The sequence below is a fragment of the Mesorhizobium sp. M0410 genome (assembly GCF_040321435.1).
In the GTDB taxonomy this organism is placed as follows: Bacteria; Pseudomonadota; Alphaproteobacteria; order Rhizobiales; family Rhizobiaceae; genus Mesorhizobium.
The window spans coordinates 147,261-167,718 of sequence record NZ_JAMYRN010000006.1 but is presented as its reverse complement, the minus strand read 5'-3'; the positions used below and the strand labels follow the sequence as shown (position 1 = coordinate 167,718).

General features: G+C 62.5%; 19 protein-coding genes. 11 read left to right on the top strand and 8 right to left on the bottom strand.

Annotated elements, in window-relative coordinates:
• The first annotated feature begins 226 nt into the window (after positions 1-226).
• From NKI63_RS10715 to NKI63_RS10700, 4 genes are all read left to right on the top strand, one after another.
• Positions 227-1,684: an NAD-dependent succinate-semialdehyde dehydrogenase gene (locus NKI63_RS10715; protein ID WP_352505779.1), complete on the top strand. Its 1,458-nt coding sequence runs from the start codon at positions 227-229 to the stop codon at positions 1,682-1,684.
• Between the two features lie 80 nt (positions 1,685-1,764).
• On the top strand, positions 1,765-2,790 hold the full coding sequence (locus tag NKI63_RS10710) for an aldose epimerase family protein (RefSeq protein WP_352505780.1): 1,026 nt from the start codon (positions 1,765-1,767) through the stop codon (positions 2,788-2,790).
• 226 nt (positions 2,791-3,016) lie between these two features.
• Entirely contained in the window at positions 3,017-3,139 is a 123-nt protein-coding gene (locus tag NKI63_RS10705) for a hypothetical protein (protein WP_352821398.1), read from the top strand.
• A 130-nt stretch (positions 3,140-3,269) separates the two neighbouring features.
• On the top strand, positions 3,270-3,542 hold the full coding sequence (locus NKI63_RS10700) for a colicin immunity domain-containing protein (RefSeq protein WP_352505782.1): 273 nt from the start codon (positions 3,270-3,272) through the stop codon (positions 3,540-3,542).
• Between the two features lie 127 nt (positions 3,543-3,669).
• On the opposite strand, the gene NKI63_RS10695 is transcribed toward NKI63_RS10700, so the two are convergent.
• The 5 genes from NKI63_RS10695 to NKI63_RS10675 form a co-directional block, all read right to left on the bottom strand.
• Positions 3,670-4,590, bottom strand: coding sequence for a phosphorylase family protein (locus NKI63_RS10695; RefSeq protein WP_352505783.1), 921 nt, complete (start codon positions 4,588-4,590; stop codon positions 3,670-3,672).
• A gap of 14 nt (positions 4,591-4,604) precedes the next feature.
• Complete coding sequence (locus NKI63_RS10690) at positions 4,605-5,396, bottom strand: ABC transporter permease (RefSeq protein WP_352505784.1); 792 nt, start codon at positions 5,394-5,396, stop codon at positions 4,605-4,607.
• Positions 5,389-6,276, bottom strand: a complete 888-nt coding sequence (locus NKI63_RS10685) for an ABC transporter permease (protein ID WP_352505785.1) — start codon at positions 6,274-6,276, stop codon at positions 5,389-5,391. The genes NKI63_RS10690 and NKI63_RS10685 overlap by 8 nt, the downstream gene beginning before the upstream one ends.
• A complete protein-coding gene (locus NKI63_RS10680) occupies positions 6,273-7,310 on the bottom strand; it encodes an ABC transporter ATP-binding protein (protein WP_352821394.1) in 1,038 nt (345 codons plus the stop codon). Before NKI63_RS10680 ends, NKI63_RS10685 begins: the two co-directional genes overlap by 4 nt.
• A 127-nt stretch (positions 7,311-7,437) precedes the next feature.
• A complete protein-coding gene (locus tag NKI63_RS10675; protein WP_352737187.1) occupies positions 7,438-8,478 on the bottom strand; it encodes an ABC transporter substrate-binding protein in 1,041 nt (346 codons plus the stop codon).
• 33 nt (positions 8,479-8,511) lie between these two features.
• Here NKI63_RS10675 and NKI63_RS10670 point away from each other — a divergent pair, with 33 nt between their 5' ends.
• Entirely contained in the window at positions 8,512-9,675 is a 1,164-nt protein-coding gene (locus NKI63_RS10670; protein WP_352821391.1) for a LacI family DNA-binding transcriptional regulator, read from the top strand.
• A gap of 12 nt (positions 9,676-9,687) precedes the next feature.
• Here NKI63_RS10670 and NKI63_RS10665 read toward each other — a convergent pair whose 3' ends face one another.
• On the bottom strand, positions 9,688-10,272 hold the full coding sequence (locus NKI63_RS10665) for a TetR/AcrR family transcriptional regulator (RefSeq protein WP_352821388.1): 585 nt from the start codon (positions 10,270-10,272) through the stop codon (positions 9,688-9,690).
• Between the two features lie 107 nt (positions 10,273-10,379).
• Between NKI63_RS10665 and NKI63_RS10660 the strand changes: the two genes are divergently transcribed.
• From NKI63_RS10660 to NKI63_RS10650, 3 genes are all read left to right on the top strand, one after another.
• Positions 10,380-11,195: an oxidoreductase gene (locus NKI63_RS10660; protein ID WP_352821386.1), complete on the top strand. Its 816-nt coding sequence runs from the start codon at positions 10,380-10,382 to the stop codon at positions 11,193-11,195.
• Positions 11,196-11,281: 86 nt separating this feature from the next.
• Positions 11,282-12,223 (top strand): alpha/beta fold hydrolase, encoded by a 942-nt coding sequence (locus NKI63_RS10655; RefSeq protein WP_352821383.1) that lies wholly within the window; start codon positions 11,282-11,284, stop codon positions 12,221-12,223.
• A 12-nt stretch (positions 12,224-12,235) separates the two neighbouring features.
• On the top strand, positions 12,236-13,237 hold the full coding sequence (locus tag NKI63_RS10650; protein ID WP_352821381.1) for an NADP-dependent oxidoreductase: 1,002 nt from the start codon (positions 12,236-12,238) through the stop codon (positions 13,235-13,237).
• Here NKI63_RS10650 and NKI63_RS10645 read toward each other — a convergent pair.
• Complete coding sequence (locus NKI63_RS10645) at positions 13,230-14,159, bottom strand: sugar kinase (protein WP_352821378.1); 930 nt, start codon at positions 14,157-14,159, stop codon at positions 13,230-13,232. The two genes, NKI63_RS10650 and NKI63_RS10645, sit on opposite strands and share 8 nt — an antisense overlap.
• A gap of 157 nt (positions 14,160-14,316) precedes the next feature.
• On the opposite strand from NKI63_RS10645, the gene NKI63_RS10640 reads away from it, so the two are divergent.
• Together NKI63_RS10640 and NKI63_RS10635 are read left to right on the top strand one after the other, a co-directional pair.
• A complete protein-coding gene (locus tag NKI63_RS10640; RefSeq protein WP_352821540.1) occupies positions 14,317-14,763 on the top strand; it encodes a FixH family protein in 447 nt (148 codons plus the stop codon).
• Positions 14,764-14,770: 7 nt separating this feature from the next.
• Positions 14,771-15,970, top strand: a complete 1,200-nt coding sequence (locus NKI63_RS10635; protein WP_352821375.1) for a cytochrome-c peroxidase — start codon at positions 14,771-14,773, stop codon at positions 15,968-15,970.
• A 201-nt stretch (positions 15,971-16,171) separates the two neighbouring features.
• Here NKI63_RS10635 and NKI63_RS10630 read toward each other — a convergent pair whose 3' ends face one another.
• Complete coding sequence (locus tag NKI63_RS10630) at positions 16,172-16,624, bottom strand: Lrp/AsnC family transcriptional regulator (RefSeq protein WP_023676441.1); 453 nt, start codon at positions 16,622-16,624, stop codon at positions 16,172-16,174.
• Between the two features lie 162 nt (positions 16,625-16,786).
• Here NKI63_RS10630 and putA point away from each other — a divergent pair, with 162 nt between their 5' ends.
• A complete protein-coding gene (gene putA / locus NKI63_RS10625; protein ID WP_352704626.1) occupies positions 16,787-20,398 on the top strand; it encodes a bifunctional proline dehydrogenase/L-glutamate gamma-semialdehyde dehydrogenase PutA in 3,612 nt (1,203 codons plus the stop codon).
• Positions 20,399-20,458 lie beyond the last annotated feature (60 nt).

Sequence of the window (20,458 nt, the reverse complement as noted above, 5' to 3'; positions counted from 1 at the left end):
GTTCTCGGAACCCACCCTTCTCGACTCGGCCTGACCTGAATCTCAACATACCCTGGAGCCTTGGCTGCATCGCTCTCGCTTTGGCTGGCCCAAACCCTATATGCCATCTTGTGATTGCTTGCGGGGCTTGCCCTGGGCTAAGAGCAGTGGCTCTAGCGATGCTATCGCGCACGTCCATTCACGAAATCAGCGACCGGCCCGCCAGGTGCCGAACGGAGGCGAGATCATGCTTCAGAAAACCAGCCATTTCATGCGGCAGGCCAATCTCATCAATGGCGAATGGGTGCAGGCCGATTCAGGCCAGACGATCGACGTCAACAATCCTGCCACCGGCCTCAAGATCGGCACAGTGCCGAAGTCGGGCAAGGCCGAGACCCGCCGCGCCATCGAAGCCGCCGACGCTGCTTTCCAGACATGGCGCAAGACCACCGCGCTCGAACGCTCGAAGCTGTTGCGCAAGCTGCACGACGCGATGATGGACAATCAGGACGTGCTGGCCGAACTGCTGACCATCGAGCAGGGCAAGTCGCTGTTCGAATCGAAGGGCGAGATCGGCTCGGCCGCGTCCTACATATTGTGGTTCGCCGAAGAGGGCCGCCGCACCTATGGCGACGTCGTTCCGTCGCCCTGGGCGGACCGCCGTATCCTGGTGACCAAGGAGCCGGTCGGCGTCATCGCCGCCATTACGCCGTGGAATTTCCCATCCTCGATGTTGGCCCGCAAGCTTGGCCCGGCGCTTGCCGCCGGCTGTACCGCCGTGGTCAAGCCCGCGTCGCAGACGCCTTATTCCGGCCTTGCCTGGGGCGCGCTTGCCGAGGAAGTCGGCTTCCCCAAAGGCGTAATCAATATCCTGACCGGCGCCGCCGGTGAGATCGGCGACGAGATCTGTGCCAACCCGCTGGTCAAGAAGATCACCTTCACCGGCTCGACGGAGGTCGGCAAGATCCTGATCCAGAAGTCGTCGGTGACCGTCAAGAAAGTGTCGATGGAGCTCGGCGGCAATGCGCCGTTCATCGTCTTCGACGACGCCGACATCGAGCGGGCCGTCGCCGGCGCCATCACCGCCAAGTACCGCAATTCCGGCCAGACCTGCGTCTGCACCAACCGCTTCCTGGCGCAGGCCGGCATCTATGACCAGTTCGTCGAAAAGCTGGCTGCTGCGAGCAACGGGCTGAAGGTCGGTTCCGGCCTCGAGGAGGGTGTCCAGCAGGGACCGCTAATCGATGAGAAGGCGGTGGAGAAGGTCGAGGAGCTGATTGCCGACGCTACTGCCAAAGGCGGCAAGGTCGTCGCCGGCGGCAAGCGCCACGCGCTCGGCGGCTCGTTCTTCCAGCCGACAGTGATCGCCAATGCGACGCCGAAGATGCGCTTCATGAAGGAAGAAATCTTCGGCCCGGTAGCACCGGTATTCAAGTTCGAGACCGAGGAAGAGGCCGTAGCACTCGCCAACGACACCGAGTTCGGCCTGGCCTGCTACTTCTACACCGGCGATCTCGGCCGCGCCTTCCGGGTCATGGAAGGGCTGAAATACGGCATGGTCGGCGTCAATGAAGGGCTCATCACCACCCCTGAAGCGCCGTTCGGCGGCGTCAAGGAATCGGGCCTCGGCAAGGAAGGCGGCCATCAGGGCATCGAGGATTATCTCGACACCAAATATGTCTGCATCGGTGGACTTGGTCTCTAGAAGCCTGATGCGGTAATACCGAAAACGACCCTGGGCCGCTTCGAAAGGCCAGGCTGGCATCGAGCAGCGAACTTGCGAGCATGGCAATGAAGGACGGCGAGGTTTTCGGCACGACGCAGGCGGGCGAGGCCGTCCGCCGCTTCACCATCCGTGGTGGCGGCCTCACCGCCAACATCATCGGGCTGGGTGCGATCATCCAGGATCTGCGTCTGGCCGGGCACGACGCGCCGCTGGTGCTCGGCTATGATCGTTTCGAGCACTATGAGACTGACACCGCCTTCTTCGGCACCGTCGTCGGGCGCTATGCCAACCGTATCCGCGACGGCCGCTTCACGCTTGCCGGCAAACGCTATCAGACCGAGCGCAATTTCCTCGAAAAGCACACGCTGCATGGCGGTTCGCAAGGTTTTTCGCGCCGGGCCTGGGCGGTTTCGCTGCATGGCAGGGATTTTGTCACGCTGACCCTGCACGACCCCGACGGCACGATGGGCTTTCCCGGCGCGCTCGACGTGACCTGCACCTACCGGCTGAAGATCCCCGGCACGCTCAGCGTCGAACTGACCGCCACCTGCGAGGAGCCGACGCTCTGCAACCTCACCCAGCATTCCTATTTCAACCTGGATGACGGCGGCGCCGGCGACATTCTCGACCACCGGCTGATGCTGAATGCCGGCGCTTATCTTCCTGTCGACGCCGATCTGATCCCGACAGGCACGGTCAAGCCGGTCGACGGCACGCCTTTCGACTTTCGCCAGGCGCGGCCGCTGCGCATGGAGACCGAGGGCGAACAGCTCCCCTATGACCAGAATTTCTGCCTCGCCTCGACGCGCGGGCCGCTGAAACAGGCATCATGGGCGCAGGGCGCGAATTCCGGCGTCGAGATGGAGCTCTGGACCACGGAGCCGGGTGTCCAGCTCTATACCGGCCAGTATCTGGCGCCGTCTTCGCCTGGATTGGGTGGGCGTGAATACAAGGCCTTTTCGGGCTTCTGCCTGGAGCCGCAAATCTGGCCGGATGCGCCGAACCGGCCGTATTTCCCGCAAGCCACACTGTGGCCCGGGCAGATCTACCATCACGTGACGGAATACCGGTTCAGGCTGCCTTAGGGTTGGACTGCCGCTGCCGAAGCGTACGACTCGAGCGTCGCGAACATGCCCAACGTAGCGCCTCGGGATGATAGTGTCCTGAAGGTTCTGCAAAAGCTCTGGAGAGAGAACAGCTCTTGGCCTGAGGCAACGGGCTGCCATGGCACGCTGGTGACGTTTCGACCACCGATTCCCGTGGAAGGGGAGTGCCATGACCAGTCGAGAAATAGGCTGAGCAGAGGGCGAGTTGAAAGCGTCGCTGTCGTCGGATGAGGACGGCTTTCGCAAGGTCTTGCAGATTGTGGTGCAGGAGGCTTTGGAGGCCGAGATGACGCAGGCCATCCAGGAACTTACCAAGAGCAATCAGTAACGCACTTCGTCGACCCGCAAACCGGCTTGAATGTCATTCGCGATAGTTCAGGAAATCTCCTGTCTTGATGGAAGCTCAGTCCCAAGCAGTTAGAATATGTCTTGACGACCGGAAAACTGGGAGGCGAACAATGAGCAGCGTATCTGGCGAATACCGTGCGTTGGTTGAAACTTTTCTCGCAGGGGAAATAGATGCTCCTAAGTTGGTAGAAATTTACTTAAAGAAATTTAAGAATGAGACGCGAGCCATCCCAGAGCAGGAGTTTAAGGTGATAGATGAGATCTTTGCTGGCATTGACTCATATACTTCCGATATCAGCTTGATTAGAGAGAATCCTAGATTCTATCTTGACGAAGCGCAACTGAGAGTAAAAGTTGCGGAGGCCCTAGACCGGCTCCCATAGGCTTACCGGCTGCCCGGCGGACACGCCAACGTCATCGCTGAATGCAACGCCATTTTTGCAGAGCTTGACGCACACAACTCTCGAGATCCCTAGTCTGCGGCAGAGCTTCAGCCATCTGGCGGGTATCTCAGAACCGGCTGGAGCGTTCTTTCGGCTGAGGCGACTTCAAGCCCTGACAGGAGCATGCCGGATCAGCAGGAAGTCGCGCGGCGGTCTCCAGCGCGACCCGCGAGGCTGTCATTGAGAGATTGGGCAGCACGTCCTCCTGCAGCAATTTCTGGCGATTGCGATCCATATAGTCGTTGAAGCCCGCCGTCACGAACGCGCAAGGCACGAAACACGCGCCGATCTCGCGCGACAAGGTCGCCTCAGGGGCGATGGAATGGTTGAGTACATCCGCCCCCATGCCCCGATACGCCAAGGCTTCGGCTGGCGTTGTCAGCCGGGGCCCATAACAGTGGGCAGCCACCAACTGCTGTTCGATGCCATAAACGCGGCATTCGGCTGGCCAATGACGGCGGGCCGTTTCGACCAGAACCGCCGCACATCTTGGACACACGATTTGCTTGCCCGAACAGTCAAAGCTCTGGCGGTCAGGCAACAGTGAAAACGGGGTCTGCGTCAGTTCGATGATGTCGGCGGTCACCACCATGTCGCCCGGCTGGATCGCCTTGTTGACGGCGCCAACCGTCGAGCAGGCGAGAACTTGCCGTACACCCGCCCGCATCAATACCCAGAACGCGCGGCGATGACAGGAATGGTCAATATGGTCGCGGGGATTGCCGTGCGAATACATGCACAGAGCGCGCTTTGCTCTCCCGTCGGCAGTAATCGACGCGTCGAACTCGAGCAGCTTCCAGTTGTCGGTACGACCGAAAGGCGTTTCAAAACTCATGTCGCGCCGCAAGGTACGCACACCATCGAATTCGACATCTTCCGGGAAGGCAAGCCCCCAGTTTGCCGACCCGGTGATGATGGCCAACCCTACCTGAGGGATGTCCGTCGAATGATCCGTCAGATCGTCGGCTGCATGGTAATTGGTGGGCATGTTTCCAGTCTCGGTCAGGATTTTTGGCGAAGGGTCACAATCAGGACCACGGCCACGACGATGACGGTCCACAATGTCGAGATCGCCGCAATGGTCGGATCGATCTGATCGCGCAGCGACAGGAACATAAGCTTCGGCATCGTGCTATTGCGACCACTTGCGATGAAGATCGAAATCACCGACTCGTCGAGCGAAGTCAGGAACGCCATCAATGTCGCTGACAGCAAGCTGATCCGAAGTTGCGGAACGATGATTCCGCCAATGGACCTGGCCCAGTTTGCACCGAGGCTGCGCGCCGCCTGAACCTGGTTCCAGTCAAAGCGGGCGAGAGCGGGTAGCAACACAATGCAGGCGACCGGAACGGCCAGCACCACATGTCCGACCAGCACACCGAATAGCGTTCCGATCAGATGTTGTGCGGCCAACACAAAGAAGAGACCGATCGCAAGCAGGATACCTGGGGTGATCGAGGGGGTCAGCAGGACGCTCTGGATGGCCGTAGCGGTCTTTCCGCCCAGCCGATTCATTGAAATGCAGGCGAGCAGCGCGAAGGGTACCGCGATCAACGCCGTCAACGTCCCAAGGATCAAACTCGTTCTGAGCGCGGCCATCCACGTTGCCGAGCCGAAGAAGTTCTCGTACCAGCGCAACGAGTAGGCGTGCGGCGGAAACTCGAGAAGATTCGACGCCGAAAAGGAAAGCGGCACCACCACGAGCGTCGGCAGCATCAGAAATGCCATGACAAGAGCGGCAAAGCTCCAGAGCAAAATGCGGGCGAGCCTGTTTTGCGGATAGGCTTCAAGCATGGGAGGCTTCCACGGTGTTCTGGGCCACCATACGGCGTGCCGCCAGCAACATCACACCGATCAGCGACATAAGAACGAGGAGCAGAATGCCCAGGACGCTTGCCGACCCCCAGTCCTGAAAGGTCGATAGTGTACGCTCGATCCGGGTAGAGAGCGGATTTACCTTGCCGCCGCCAAGCACCGCCGGCGTGATGAAAAAACCTATGGCGTAGATGAGGACGATGATCGAACCCGAGAAGATGCCGCCCGCCGAAAGCGGCATAATGACTGTGCGGATGACCTGCCTGAGAGTGGCTCCCATGCTCGCAGCCGCGCGAATGAGATTTGGGTCGATATCGCGCATCGCAGCATAAACAGGCAGCAGAAAAAGTGGCAGCATGTAGTGCACCATGCCGATGAGCGTTCCCGTGAAGTTGTAGACCAGCGGCAATGGCTCCGCCGTCAGGCCTGAACCGGTCAAAGCCGCGTTGATCAGGCCGTCGCGCCGCAAGAGCACGAGCCAACCATAGGTACGCACCAGAATAGAGGTCCACAGCGGCAGCATGACGAACGCCATGAGCACGTTGGCCAGCCTTGGTCTGACGCTGGCCAGAGCCAGCGCCAGAGGAGTGCCGAGGAGAATGCAGGCCGCCACCGTACCCAAGGACAGTTCGAGGGTCGTGACGAGCGCCGACCACGTCAGTCCGCTCGAAAGGACCTTCTCGTAGTTGCCGACGGTGTACTCACCCCCGGTGGTCAGGAAGGATTGCCGGATGATCCAAAGGATGGGCAGTATCGCCGCCAGTCCAACGATGAACAGCGCCGGGAGCGAAAGTGAAAGAAAAAACCGCCGCTCGCGCCGCGCATCCGCCGCGAGCGCCGGGTCCCGGACGACGGTCACGCCATCGCTCCCGGTATCGCGTGAACCTTCGCTGCCGGTGCATATGCGGTCATCCGCTGACCGGCGGCAAGCTCGGCGCAGCCGCCGGCCAGCGCTGCCGGAATGCAGACAAGAACCTCTTGCCCGGCGTCAAGCGCCAGCGTCAAAAGCCAGTTCTCGCCGCGGAACGCTTTGGCGCGCAGTATTCCTTCGAGAGCCACTCCGTCTCCCCCGACGAGCTTCGCATCAAGATGGAAGCTTTCGGCGCGGATCATCAGAGTTTCGCGTGATGCTTCGGCGCCGTCGATTCTGCGCGCTGAGCCCGGGGCCACAATGTTGGCCTCGCCCATGAACTCCGCGACGAAGCGGGTCGATGGACGATCATAAATCCGCTGCGGCGTATCTATCTGCTGGATGCGGCCAGAATTCATCACCGCAATCCGGTCAGACGTAATCAGCGCTTCGCGCTGGTCGTGGGTTACATAGATCGTGGTGATCCGTAGATGATCATGCAGACGCCGGATCTCATACTGCATGGTCTCGCGCAGGTTCTTGTCGAGCGCCGACAGCGGCTCGTCCATCAACATCACGCGCGGTTCGAAGACGATAGCCCGCGCCAATGCCACCCGTTGACGTTGGCCGCCGGATAGTGCGGCAACATTGCGCTCCGCCAGGCCATCCAGCTTCACGCGGGCCAAGGTATCAAGCGCCCGCTGACGCGCCTCCGCTCTCGGTACCTTGCGCAGCACCAGCGGATACGCGACGTTCGCCAGGACGTTCATGTGGGGAAACAAGGCGTAATTCTGGAATACTATGCCGATGTCTCGTTTGTTGGGCGGCAGGCGGGTGATGTCTCGATCGCCCAGGAAAAGTTTACCGGAATCCGGCCGGACAAAACCGGCCAGAGCCATGAGTAAAGTCGTCTTGCCCGATCCCGATGGCCCTAGCAGGGTGAGGAATTCGCCAGCCTGAATGTCGAGCGAAACATCATCCAGTGCGACGTAGGCCCCGTAAGCCTTGTGCACGCTTTCGATGGTGATCGCGAGCGACTTCATCATGTGCTCCAGCCTTGAAGCGCGTCGCGTTCGACCGGCTTCACGCGACGCGCTTCAGGTTCTTGTTTTCATGCATGTCGTTGTCGCGCGCTGCACATTTTTGCGCGACATGCGTCAGAGCTGAGAGTCAGCGAGCCATCATTTCATCGAAGGCTCTTTGGGCAGCCTCGCCATTCTTGACCCACCATTCTGAATTGGAAAACACCGAAGTGCCAGCATTTTCAGGCGCGGTCGCAAGTGTCTTCAGACGGTCCGCGGGAATAAGTCCACCCTCATATGCCGCAGGATTGACTGGGCCATAGGCAATGAAATCGGTCAGCTTGGCAACCCGCGCGGGCTGCGTCATCGCTGCAATGAGCTTCATCGCGGCTTCCTTGTTCGGCGCTCCCTTCGGCACCCCAAGACAGTCCGTGCCGATGACCGAACCCTTGAACGTGTAGTCAGCCGCGCCGCCATCTGCTTTCACGGTTTGGGCGCGTCCGTTCCAGGTAATGACCAAATCCGCCTCACCGTCTTTCAGCAACTGCGCGGACTGGGCGCCCGAGGTCCACCACACGGCGACGTTTGGTTTAATCGCTTCAAGCCGCTTGATGGCGCGCTCTAGCCCTTCCGGCGTGCTGAGCACGGAATAGACGTCCGCCGGTGGCACGCCATCGGAGAGAAGCGCGATCTCGATCGAGTCTTGCGCATTGGCGCGCAACGCGCGACGGCCAGAAAATTTGGCAACATCCCAGAACTCCGCCCACGTCTTCGGCGGGTTCTCGCCATAGGTCTTGGTGTTCCACGACATGACGGTGCCATAGGAATCGAACGGATAGCAGTAGTCGGACTTTGCACCCTCCGGCACGGATTTCGGATCGATGATCTTGTAGTCGAGCGGCTCCAGCAGCGATTGCGCGGCCGCCTGCGCCCCTTCCGGCGAACCCAGGTGGACGATATCGGTCGTGACTGCACCCGAGGTAACCTGCATCTTCAGGGCGGCCAGGCCGTCGCTCTGCGTCTCCTCGCGGACATCATAGCCAAGCTCTTTTGCAGCCGGGCCCCACATGGCCTCCTTGATGGCGTTGCCATAGTCGCCGCCCGCGGTCGTGATGGTGACCGTCTGCGCATGCACGGGCAGGGCAGCCGAGATTGCGAATGCTGTTAAGGAAATGCGTAGCCAGGACATAGGTTCTCCTCCCCAACTTTTATGGAATATCGCTTGAAAGAGCCATTATTTTGTAATCGTAACGTTACGATTGCATCTGGATACGCTAGAGTCAAGCTGCTTCCTATGGGAGTTCGGATTGACTGGGATGTCGAATTCGGTAACGCTGTGGCGGTCAGCAAATCAGCCGGCGCTTTCGCAAATGAAGTCGGGCGAACAATGGCCAATCTAAAGCAGATCGCCGCGGAACTTTCCCTCTCGGTGACCACGGTGTCCCGCGCTCTGAAGGATGGGCCGGAAGTGCAGCCCTCGACCATAGCCCGCGTCAAGGAGGCGGCTAAGCGGGTCGGCTATTTACCAAATCACTATGGTCGCGCGCTCAAAACCGGTCGAACGCAGACGCTGACGGCGGTGCTCCCGATGGAGACACGAGACCATCTGTCCGATCTGTTGAAGCTTCCTTTGATCGAAGGCATGACGCTGGCGGCGCGGCAAGCCGGTTATAGTCTGTCCATCTATTCCACCACTCCCGACGACGATCCCGTTGAGAGTGTGCAGCGGCAGCTTCAGGCGCGCAGTGCAGACGGCCTGATCATCACACGCCTGGTGTCGGCTGATCCGCGCGTCAGGCTGCTGCTGGATCAACGCATGCCATTCGTCGCGTTTGGAAGAACCGACCTGGATATCGCCTATCCCTATGTCGACGTCGACAATGAACAGATTGCCTACGAGGCGACCCGGCGGCTCATGGATAAGGGCTGTCGACGCATTGCGCTGCAACTTCTCGTTCCGGAGGACCGGGCGAGTGCCATGCGTCTTTCCGGGTATGGAAGGGCAATGGCCGAGGCTGGTATTCCGATCGACCAGTCGCTGATCGGTCATGGCATGTTCACCATGGAATCGAGCGCCGGCTGGTTCGATCGCTTGCTGGCGTCATCGGATCCGCCAACGGGCTTGGCGTGCGCCAACGAACTGGGCCTTCTGGGAGCGTTGCACGCTCTCGGCAAGCGGGGTCTTACAGCAGGCCGCGACGTCCACATCGTCACCCGCGACAGCACGCGGCTGGCACGCTTCCTGCCGGCAAAGATCGGAGTTCATTCCGTGGATATGGCGGGTGTTGGACGCAAACTTATCGAAGTCCTGGAGAGCCGGATCATCAATCCGCTTGGGCCGGTGGAGACAGTCTTGGTGCAAGGCAGATTTGAGCCGGCCGAATAGTCCGGGCGGCCCTCAGGAGGCCACCTCGTTTTGAACCGGCCGGATCAGCGCCTTTGCGGCAGCTGCTCCCGCCGCTAGGATACGATCCGATAATTCCGTTCCTTCCACGGCGCGCGCGAGTTGAAGCGCGCCGATGAGCGTTGCAAACATGCCCAACGCAGCGCCCTCGGGATCGTTCGTCTGCGGCAGAGCTTCAGCTATCTGGCGCACCAGGGATTGAGCGCGTTCGGCATAGAGGGCTCGCGTTTCAGGCGGCTGCCGCGCGATTTCCGGCAACAACGCGGCCGAAGCGCAACCCTTTCCAGGATTGTCCCGGTGCTCGGCCGATAGATACGTCTCTATGGCCATTTCCGGACCGCCGGCGGCCAATGCTTGCTGCACTTGATGCGACTGCGCGTCCAAGGCGGCCGCCACGCTTTCACGGACGAGCTCCGCCTTCGACTGGAAGTGCGGATAGAAGGCGCCGTTCGTCAGCCCGGCGTCGCTCATGATGGTTGCCAGCCCGGACGCCGCGATGCCGTCAGATCGAAAACGTTCGCCGGCGACCTCCATGATCCGGCTGCGTGACGCGTCTTTTCGGCCCTTTTCGTAGCGCATGGTCTTTCTTTCCTGTCCTGCTATTGCATTATGCTCATAATCTGATATTACGATCATAATTCAATTCGTGGAAATAAGCTAGACCTCTCGAACCTGGAACATCAAAAATGAATGGGAATTCTGAAAAGACCGCAATCGTGACCGGAGCCTCCTCGGGCATCGGCCGCGCCAGCGCCGAGGCCCTGGCACGGGCGGGTTTCACTGTCTTCGGGACAAGTCGCCGCAAGACCAGTGATGGTCCGGGCGGAGTGACCATGCTGGCATGCGACGTGACCGATGATGCGGCCGTCAATGCGCTCGTTGCTAACGTGCTCGCGCAGACCGGCCGGATCGACCTCATGGTCAACAATGCCGGTGTCGGTCTGCTAGGAGGCGCCGAGGAATCCTCGGTCGCACAGGTACAAGCCCTATTCGACGTCAATCTGTTCGGCGTCATGCGGATGACCAATGCGGTGTTGCCGTCGATGAGGCGGCGCGGCGACGGGCGCATCATCAATATCGGCTCGATTCTGGGACTGGTACCCGCGCCATACTCAGCTCATTACTCGGCGGTCAAGCATGCGCTCGAAGGCTATTCGGAATCGCTCGACCACGAGGTGCGCGCCTTCAACGTCCGCGTTTCCGTCATCGAGCCGGCATTCGTCCGCACCGTCTTCGACCAGAACGGCATCGAGCCGGATTCGCTGTTGAAGGAATACGATCGGGCTCGAGCCGGGCTCAAGGCGCTGCTGGGCGATGTGATGCCCAAGGCCGATCGGCCGGAAGTGGTGGCGGATGTGGTTGTCAAGGCAGCGACCGATGCCCGTCCGCGACGGCGCTATACCGCTGGCAAGGCAGCGCGCCAGGTCAGCCTGCTGCGCCGCTTTGCCCCCGCGGGGATTTTCGACAAGAGCCTGCGCAAACAGTTCCGCTTGCCGGTCTGAACAACGGCGAGCCAGAGGATTTCACGCACATGCGACTAGCAACTACGACACATTTGGCCAGGCCCTACGAAACGGAGGCGCCAAGCATGACACATAGATCCAATCGGTCGCCGCGTTCACCGGCGTTGTTCCAGGACGCGCCAACGCGCTCCGTCGATGTCGGCGGCATAGCTTTTGCGTACAGGGAACTCGGGCCCAGGACGGGCGTGCCAGTGATCCTGCTCAACCATCTGGCTGCTCAGCTGGACAATTTTGATCCGCGCATCGTCGATGGCCTCGCTGCGACCCGGCGGGTAATTGCCTTCGACAATCGCGGCATCGGTGCTTCGGGTGGCAAAACTCCGTCGACCATTTCCGGCATGGCGCGGGATGCGGTCGCCTTTGTCCGGGCGCTGGGGTTCGAAGAAGTCGATCTCTTCGGCTTTTCACTCGGCGGCTTCGTGGCGCAAGAGATTGTGCTGACCGAGCCCAAGCTTGTGCGCAAACTCATCCTGGCTGGCACGGGGCCGGCCGGTGGGCAAGGCATCGACAGGGTGACGCCGCTGACGATCGTGGACATGATCAAGGGCGCGCTGACTTTTCGGGATCCGAAGTACTATCTCTTCTTCACAAGAACGCCGAATGGACGCCGCGCCGCAAACGCATTTCTGGAACGGCTGAAGGAGCGCCGGAATAACCGGGACAGGGCGATATCGCTGAGCGCGTTCGGCGCGCAACTCAAGGCGATCAAGGCCTACGGACTCCAGGCGCCTCAAGACCTGAGCACCATCCGCATTCCCACTTTGGTTGCGAATGGCGACCAGGACAGGATGGTGCCGAGCAGCAATACCTACGATCTCGCAGGGCGTATCCCGGGGGCGCATCTGGTCATCTATCCGGATGCCGGGCATGGCGGGGTATTTCAGAACTACGCCGATTTTGTCCCGAAAGCCCTGTCCTTCCTCGAGGCTGAGGCCTTGCCGCAGGGCGGCTATGCAGCTGAAAACGTTCGGCTTGTTTCGTCCCCGAACAGCAACAGACATTCTTAGAAAGTAACTGCCATGAAGGCATTCGTTGTCGATAAGTATAATAAAAAGGGCACCCTGCGGCTGGCCGAAATGCCGGAGCCGGAGCTCGAGGACAGCGATGTCTTGGTCGAGGTCCATGCCGCAGGGGTGAACCTGCTCGATTCCAAGGTCAAAACCGGAGAATTCAAGCTCATCTTGCCCTACCGCCGGCCCTTCATCCTGGGCCATGACGTGGCTGGGAAGGTTATCCGCGTGGGATCGAAAGTCAGCAAGTTCAAGGCCGGCGACGAGGTCTATGCGCGGCCGCGCGATGGCCGGATTGGGACATTCGCCGAATTCATTGCGGTGAATGAGGCCGACGTAGCCTTGAAGCCCGAGAATCTCAGTATGGAAGAGGCGGCGTCGATTCCCCTGGTCGGTCTCACCGCCTGGCAGATGCTCATCGAACGGGCAAACCTGAAGAAGGGACAGAAGGTCTTCATTCAGGCTGGTTCCGGCGGCGTCGGGACATTTGCTATTCAGTTAGCCAAGCACCTCGGCGCGACCGTTGCGACAACCGCGAGCGCGGCGAGTGCCGATCTGGTCAAAAGTCTCGGCGCCGATGTCGTCGTCGACTACAGGAAAGACGACTTCGAGAAAGTTCTGTCGGGCTACGATGTCGTCTTGAACAGCCAGGACGCCAAGACACTGGAAGAATCCCTGAGCGTGCTGAAACCGGGTGGCAAGCTCATCTCCATCTCCGGTCCACCGGATCCCGAATTTGCCAGGGAAAAGGGACTGAACTTGATGCTGAGGCTGGTGCTGCGCTTCCTGAGTCGCGGAATTCGGGCCAAAGCCAAGCGCCTTGGCGTGCAGTTTTCGTTCCTTTTCATGTGGGCGCAGGGCGATCAGCTGAGCAAAATCACCGCTCTCATCGAAGCCGGCGCGATCCGCCCGGTTGTGGATCGGGTCTTTCCATTCGAAGCGACCAATGACGCCCTGGCCTATGTCGAAACAGGACGCGCCAAGGGCAAGGTCGTCATCAAGGTCAGATAGCAGTTGCCTCGAACGCTGCCCTCAGCGTCTCGAACGGCGCCAGGGCGCCGCGCACCTGCACGACGGCGGCGGCGACGCGATGGGCGCGCAGCACCGCCTCTGCCGGGGCATGGCCGGCAAGTCGGGCGGCGAGGTAGGCGCCGTTGAAGGAGTCCCCGGCGCCGGTGGTGTCGACCGGGGTGGCGACGTGTACCGCCGGCACCGATTGCAAGGTTCCGTTTTGCGCGATCAGCGCCGGTTCCTCGCCGTTCTTGACGACGACTTCGCCGACCAGCTTTCGCAGCCGTTCGGCTGTTTTCTGAGGTGTCGTATCACCAAACAGCATCTGCTCGTCGGGAAAGGTCGGGAGCGCGATGTCGGCGACGGCGAGCGCCTCGAGGATCGCGGCCTGCGCTTCCTCGCTTTGGCGCCATAGCCGCGGCCGGTAATTGGGGTCGAAGGCAATCAGCGAGCCGGCCGCGCGCGCCTTGGCCACGGCCGTCAGCAGCACCGTGCGTGCGTCGTCGTCGAGGATTGCCAAAGTTATACCGGAAAAATAGACAAGCGCCTGGTTTTCAAGGCTTTTCTGCAAGGCAGCTGGGTCCGAAGCCAACTGCCTTGCGGCCGCATCGGCCCGCCAATAGGTGAAAGAACGTTCGGCGCCGGTCAGCGTGATCGCATAGAGGCCGGGGCGGGCGCCCGCTATCACCGGGCTGGCGCCGATGCCGATGCCGCTCTCGGCCAGGAACTTGATCTGGTCGCGTGAGAACGGGTCGTCGCCGAAGGCCGACACATAGGTCGCCGGCCGCTCGCCGCTCAAGGCATGCAGCGCCCACAAAGTGTTGAACGTGTCGCCGGCAAAGCCCATGCGCCAGTTCGGCCCGGCCTGGCCCGAAAGCTCTAGCATGCACTCGCCGATCGAGGCGATGCCGTTTCCTGCCATGAAGCACTCCTCCATCCTGCAATTGCGGTGCTGTAGCTTTTTGCAGCCGGCAGCGCCATGCTTGGCGACGGCGGATTCTTGCACTGGGCGCGATTTCCCACAGGGGCGTGGGACGCGATCTGCCCAGCGAAACGTTATCCGCAGAACAGGAATGGGTTTGGCATCGTTATGGCGTTATCTTCTTGGAGGCCTCGGCCTGGCTGCCTTGCTCGCCGGCGTGCTGGCAATCGTCTATCTGACGGCGCCGCATGCACCGCAACCAAGCTCGGACGTCGGCCGTTCCAAGACGACGGCGAACAAGCTGTTCGTGGCGACTTTCGAGCCCGAGAAAGGCGTCATCCGGCAGGGCGAACTGGAATCCTGGCTGCTCACGCTCAAAACCGTCGAGGGTGCGCCGGTGGAAGGTGCTGCGATAACGATTTCCGGCGGGATGCCGCAGCACAAGCACGGTCTGCCGACCAGCCCGCAGGCGACCGATTACCTCGGCGCGGGGTGCTATCGCATCGACGGGGTCAAATTCACGATGAGCGGGTGGTGGCAATTGCATTTTGCCATTTCCGCTGCGGCCGGTTCGGACACTGTCGTCTTCAATGTGGTGCTGTGAGCCACTGATGAGCCGGTTTCCCAGTCTTCTCGCGTTGCTGGTGGTGGCCGTGCTTGCCGGCTGCGGCAGACCGGAGTTTTCCGATGCCGAAAAGCAGACCATCGCCTCGCTGGCCCTGTCCAAGCTGCCGCCGCTGAAGCCCGATACCACCAATCGCTTCGCCGATGTGCCGGCCGCCGCGGCACTCGGCTCGACGCTGTTTTTCGACACCGGGATGAGCGGCGACGGCACGGTATCGTGCTCGACCTGCCACAAGATCGACCGGCAGTTCCAGGACGACCTGCCGCAAGCGGTCGGCGTCGGCCGCACCAACCGTCGTACCATGCCGCTGGCCGGCGTCGCGCATGATCCCTGGTTCTTCTGGGACGGGCGGCGCGACAGCCTGTGGGCGCAAGCGCTGACACCGCTCGAAAATCCGCTGGAGCAGGCCGGCAGCCGCGCCGCCTTCGCGCATTACATCAAGGCCCGCTTCGGCGAGCGCTACGAGCGCATCTTCGGGCCGCTGCCGGACCTTTCGGGCGTGCCGGCCAATGCCGGCCCGCTCGGCACCGATGCCGAGAAGGCGGCCTGGAACGCCATGCCCGCCAGCCAAGCCGAGGAGGTCAACCGCGTCTTTGCCAACATCGGCAAGGCGATCGCCGCCTTCGAGCGCTCGATCGCGCCGCCGCAGACACGCTTCGACCGCTTTGCCATCGACCTGGCTGCGGGCGCCGAGCCGAAAGGCGACGCCGCCTTTTCGCCGGAGGAAATCCTCGGCCTGAAATTGTTCATCGGCAAGGCCAATTGCGTGACCTGCCACAACGGCCCGCGTTTTACCGACGGCAGCTTCCACAACACCGGCGTGCCGCCGGTCGCGGGCCTGCCGCCGGATCGCGGCCGCGTCGAGGCGGTGGCGCAGGTCGAGGCCGATCCGTTCAACTGTTTCGGCGCCTTTCGCGACGGCGATGCCAGCGCCTGCCGCGAGTTGCGCTTCATGGTCAAGACCGGGCCGGAACTCGTCCGCGCCTACAAGACGCCGTCGCTGCGCGGTGCCGCCACCCGTCCGCCCTACATGCATGCCGGGCAGTTTTCCTCGCTGGACGAGGTGGTGGCGCATTATTCGAAGGCGCCGGCAAGTGTCGAGGGTGTGTCGGAGGTCCACTCGCTGCAGCTTTCGGACCGCGAGCGCGCGGCGCTCGTGGCATTTCTGAAGACGCTGGCGGAGTGAAGGCGGCGGGGTAGCGATCCTTCGCGCCCCCCTCTGTCCTGCCGGACATCTCCCCCTCTAGTGGGGAGATTGGCAGCTTCGGCGCGCCGTTCACTCCTGCGACGTTTAGAGATTGGCGAAAGCGGCAGTGACAACCGATCTCCCCCCTGGAGGGGGAGATGTCCGGCAGGACAGAGGGGGGCGCTGTCCCGCCGGCGTTTCCTACCGATCCTTCACCGTCTCCATCGCGACAAACGTCGAGGTCTGGGCTACGTGCGGCAGGGCGGAGATGCGCTCGCCAAGCACGCGGCGGTAGGCGGCGATGTCGGTGGTGCGGACCTTCAGCAGATAGTCGAAGCTCGATGCCATCATGTGGCACTGCTCGATCTCCGGCACCGCCTGCACGGCGCGGTTGAAGGCGTCGAGCGCGGCCGAGCGGGTGTCGGACAGTTTCACCTGGACGAAGGCGACATGGCCTTCGCCCATGCGCTCACGGTCGATGATCGCCTGGTAGCCCCTGATGAAGCCGTCCTTCTCCAGCCGTTTGACTCGTGCCTGCACCGGCGTCTTCGACAGGCCGACTTTCGCCGCCAGTTCCGACATGGAAAGCCGGCCATTGCTGCCCAGAGCCGACAGGATGTTCCTGTCGATCCGGTCCAATTGGTCTTCTGTCACTGGATTCCTGGTCGAATTGGAGGTGATCAGTCCTAATGATAGATCGATCGATCTGTTCTGTCGACTTCTTTGGACCGACTGCAATCCCTACTTATGTTAGCTTGCGCCGTTCGGTCCGGTGACCGCCGGCCCGCTCCCTTATGCTCGCTCTACAGGACCGCCATGCCAGCGCTCGACACCATCCGCCAGCAGATCCGTGCCAATTACCTGCCTGACGAAGACGAGGCTGTGAAGCGGCTGGCCGAGGCGACGGCGCTTTCGGGGAAAGACCGAAAGGCGATCTCGGCCCGCGCCGCCGATCTGGTGCGGGCAGTGCGCGGCTCGTCCGATCCGCGGCTGATGGAAGTCTTCCTGTCCGCCTACGGCCTCTCGACCAAGGAGGGCGTGGCGTTGATGTGCCTGGCCGAAGCGCTGCTGCGGGTGCCCGACACCGAGACAATGGACGACCTTATCGCCGATAAGATCGCGCCGCACGACTGGTCGGCGCATGCGGGCGGCTCGAGCTCGATCTTCATCAATGCGTCGACCTGGGCGCTAATGCTGACAGGCCGGGTGCTCGACGAAGGCGAGGGCGGCATCGAAGGCACGCTGCGTGCCATGGTGCGCCGGCTCGGCGAGCCGGTCATCCGCAAGGCGGTTGCGGCGGCCATGCGCGAGATGGGCGAGCAGTTCGTGCTCGGCCGCACCATTGCCGAGGCGGTCAGGCGCGGCCGGCCGATGACGCAGAAGGGCTATCTCTATTCTTTCGACATGCTGGGCGAGGCGGCCCGCACCGAGGCCGACGCGCTGCGCTACCTCAAGGCATATGCCGATGCCATCTCTTCGCTCGATGCCGGCGCCAACGGCCCCGACATCCGCCAGAACCACGGCATTTCGGTAAAACTGTCGGCGCTGCATCCGCGCTATGAAGTGACGCAGAAGGAAAAGATGCTGCCCGTCATGGCCGAGCGGCTGCTGTCGCTGGCGCTGGCGGCGCGCCATTCGCGCATGGGCCTCAACATCGACGCCGAGGAGGCCGACCGCCTCGACCTGTCGCTCGACGTCATCGAACGGGTACTGGCCGAGCCGGAGCTTGCCGGCTGGAACGGCTTTGGCGTCGTCGTCCAGGCCTACGGTCCGCGCGCGGCCTTCACCATCGACTGGCTCTATGCGCTGGCGAAGAAATACGATCGCACCATCATGGTGCGGCTGGTCAAGGGCGCTTATTGGGATACCGAGATCAAGCGGGCTCAGACGCTCGGGCTCGACGGCTATCCGGTTTTTACCCGCAAAGCCAACACCGACATCTCCTACCTGGCCTGCGCCAAGAAGCTTTTGTCGATGACAGACCGCATCTACCCGCAATTCGCCACCCACAACGCCCACACCGTCGCCGCCATCCTGTCGATGACGACGGACCGCGATACATTCGAGTTCCAGCGGCTGCACGGCATGGGCGAGGCGCTGCATGAGACGGTGCGGCGGGCCGAAGGCACGCGCTGCCGCATCTATGCGCCGGTCGGCGCGCATTCCGACCTGCTCGCCTATCTGGTCCGCCGGCTGCTGGAGAACGGCGCCAATTCCTCCTTTGTCCACCAGCTCACCGACGAGGAAGTCGAGCCCGAGGACATTGCCCGCGACCCGATCGACACGATGGAGAAACAAGGCCCCGCCGCCAATCCGGCGATCGTGCCGCCGTCGGCGATCTTCGGTCCCGGCCGGCGAAACTCCAAGGGTTTCGATATCACCGACACGCTGACGCTGGCGGCGATCGACCAGGCGAGGGCCGAGTTCGCCGGGCCGGAGCGCTGGCACGCCAAGCCGGTCAGCCGCGCTGCCGGCTATGGCAAGCAGCGTCCGGTGGTCAATCCTGCGAAACCTTCGGAAGTGGTCGGCACGGTCAGCGAGGCCGGCGCCAAGCAGGTCGAGACCGCCGTGCGCATCGCCGTCGAGGCACAACCGGCATGGGCAAGACGCCCGGTCGCCGTACGCGCTGCCATCCTCAACCGGGCGGCCGATCTCTACGAGGCGAACGCCGTCGAGTTCTTTGCGCTCGCCGCCCGCGAGGCCGGCAAGTCGCTCGCCGACGGCGTTGCCGAGGTGCGCGAGGCCGTCGATTTCCTGCGCTACTATGCTGCCGAGGCGGCCAATGCCGAAGCGGGCACCGAGGCGCGCGGCACCATCGCCTGCATCTCGCCGTGGAATTTTCCGCTCGCCATCTTCACCGGGCAGATCGCGGCGGCACTCGTCACCGGTAATTCGGTGATCGCCAAGCCGGCCGAACAGACGCCGCTGATCGCTTTCCGTGCTGTCCAGCTGCTGCGCGAGGCCGGCGTGCCGGAAGACATCATCCAGCTTCTGCCCGGCGACGGCCCCACGGTCGGCGGCCCGCTGACCGCCGATCCGCGCATTGCCGGCGTCTGCTTCACCGGCTCGACCGAGGTCGCCAAGCTGATCGAAAAGCAGCTCGCCGACACCGCCGCGCCCGACGCCATGCTGATCGCCGAGACCGGCGGCCTGAACGCCATGATCGTCGATTCCACGGCACTTCCCGAACAGGCGGTGCGCGACATCCTCGCCTCCGCCTTCCAGAGTGCCGGCCAGCGCTGCTCGGCATTGCGCATTCTCTACGTGCAGAAGGACGTCGAGAAGAAGATGCTTGAGATGCTGAAAGGCGCGATGGAAGCGCTCAGCCTCGGCGACCCGTGGCGGATCTCGACCGATGTCGGCCCGGTCATCGATGACGAGGCGCAAGCGTCGATCCGTGACTATTGCACCAAAATGGGCCTGCAGGGCCGGCTGATCGCCAAGCTCGAAGCGCCGAAGGACGGCCGCTTCGTTGCGCCGCACGTCTTTCGGGTCAAGGGCATCGAGGAGTTGGAGCGCGAGGTGTTCGGGCCGGTGCTGCATGTCGCCACCTTCGATGCCGACGAGATCGATGCGGTGATCGCTGCGATCAACCGCAAAGGCTATGGCCTGACCTTTGGCCTGCACACCCGCATCGAAGGCCGCGCCCAGCATTTCGTCGATGGCATCCATGCCGGCAACATCTACGTCAACCGCAACCAGATCGGCGCCGTCGTCGGCGCGCAGCCGTTCGGCGGCGAGGGCCTTTCCGGCACCGGGCCGAAGGCCGGCGGGCCACATTATCTCCGGCGCTTCCGCAAGGGGCCGGAAGCCGGCACCCATCTTGCCGAAGGCCGCAAGGTGACGGCGACCGAGCTCGCCGACAATCTGCCGGACCCGGCCTTTGGCGGCTGGTCGACGCGGCCGGATCGCGTCGCCATCCTGAGGAAACATCTGCGCGGCAAGGGTGCCGCGGCTATCGGCACTACCGCCGGCATCGATTTCGGCCAGGTCGACCTGCCCGGGCCGACCGGCGAGGCCAACACGCTGTCGCTGTCGCCGCGCGGGCGCGTGCTGTGTCTGGGTCCCGACGCGGATACGCTGCTTGCGCAGACGATCCAGGCGCTGGCCGCCGGCAATGCGGTGCTCGCCGTCGCACCCGGCGCGCCGGCGGCGCTATCAGCGCTGACCGGCAAGGGCCTGCCGCTGGCGGCGATCGACGGCCGGCCGGACCCGGTCGAAGCGCGCTCGCTGCGGGTCGATGTCGTCGCCTTTTCCGGCACGCCCGAGGCCGCGCGCATCGTGCGCAAGGTCATCGCCGAGCGCGCCGGCCCGATCGTGCCGCTGATCAGCGAAGTCTATTATCCGGCCGCCTACGCCCACGAGCGCGCCGTCTGCGTCGACACCACGGCGGCGGGCGGCAATGCCAGCCTGCTGGCCGCGGCCTGAGGGTTTCGCTAGGGCTCGCTCATCGCGGGCAGGGCGGCGCCGACTTTGGTGCCTGCATGG

Coding starts and splice junctions, on each gene's coding strand:
- NKI63_RS10715 (WP_352505779.1), top strand. CDS start 227: ATGCTTCAGAAAACCAGCCATTTCATGCGGCAGGCCAATCTCATCAAT.
- NKI63_RS10710 (WP_352505780.1), top strand. CDS start 1,765: ATGGCAATGAAGGACGGCGAGGTTTTCGGCACGACGCAGGCGGGCGAG.
- NKI63_RS10700 (WP_352505782.1), top strand. CDS start 3,270: ATGAGCAGCGTATCTGGCGAATACCGTGCGTTGGTTGAAACTTTTCTC.
- NKI63_RS10695 (WP_352505783.1), bottom strand. CDS start 4,590: ATGCCCACCAATTACCATGCAGCCGACGATCTGACGGATCATTCGACG.
- NKI63_RS10690 (WP_352505784.1), bottom strand. CDS start 5,396: ATGCTTGAAGCCTATCCGCAAAACAGGCTCGCCCGCATTTTGCTCTGG.
- NKI63_RS10680 (WP_352821394.1), bottom strand. CDS start 7,310: ATGAAGTCGCTCGCGATCACCATCGAAAGCGTGCACAAGGCTTACGGG.
- NKI63_RS10675 (WP_352737187.1), bottom strand. CDS start 8,478: ATGTCCTGGCTACGCATTTCCTTAACAGCATTCGCAATCTCGGCTGCC.
- NKI63_RS10665 (WP_352821388.1), bottom strand. CDS start 10,272: ATGCGCTACGAAAAGGGCCGAAAAGACGCGTCACGCAGCCGGATCATG.
- NKI63_RS10660 (WP_352821386.1), top strand. CDS start 10,380: ATGAATGGGAATTCTGAAAAGACCGCAATCGTGACCGGAGCCTCCTCG.
- NKI63_RS10655 (WP_352821383.1), top strand. CDS start 11,282: ATGACACATAGATCCAATCGGTCGCCGCGTTCACCGGCGTTGTTCCAG.
- NKI63_RS10650 (WP_352821381.1), top strand. CDS start 12,236: ATGAAGGCATTCGTTGTCGATAAGTATAATAAAAAGGGCACCCTGCGG.
- NKI63_RS10645 (WP_352821378.1), bottom strand. CDS start 14,159: ATGGCAGGAAACGGCATCGCCTCGATCGGCGAGTGCATGCTAGAGCTT.
- NKI63_RS10635 (WP_352821375.1), top strand. CDS start 14,771: ATGAGCCGGTTTCCCAGTCTTCTCGCGTTGCTGGTGGTGGCCGTGCTT.
- putA (WP_352704626.1), top strand. CDS start 16,787: ATGCCAGCGCTCGACACCATCCGCCAGCAGATCCGTGCCAATTACCTG.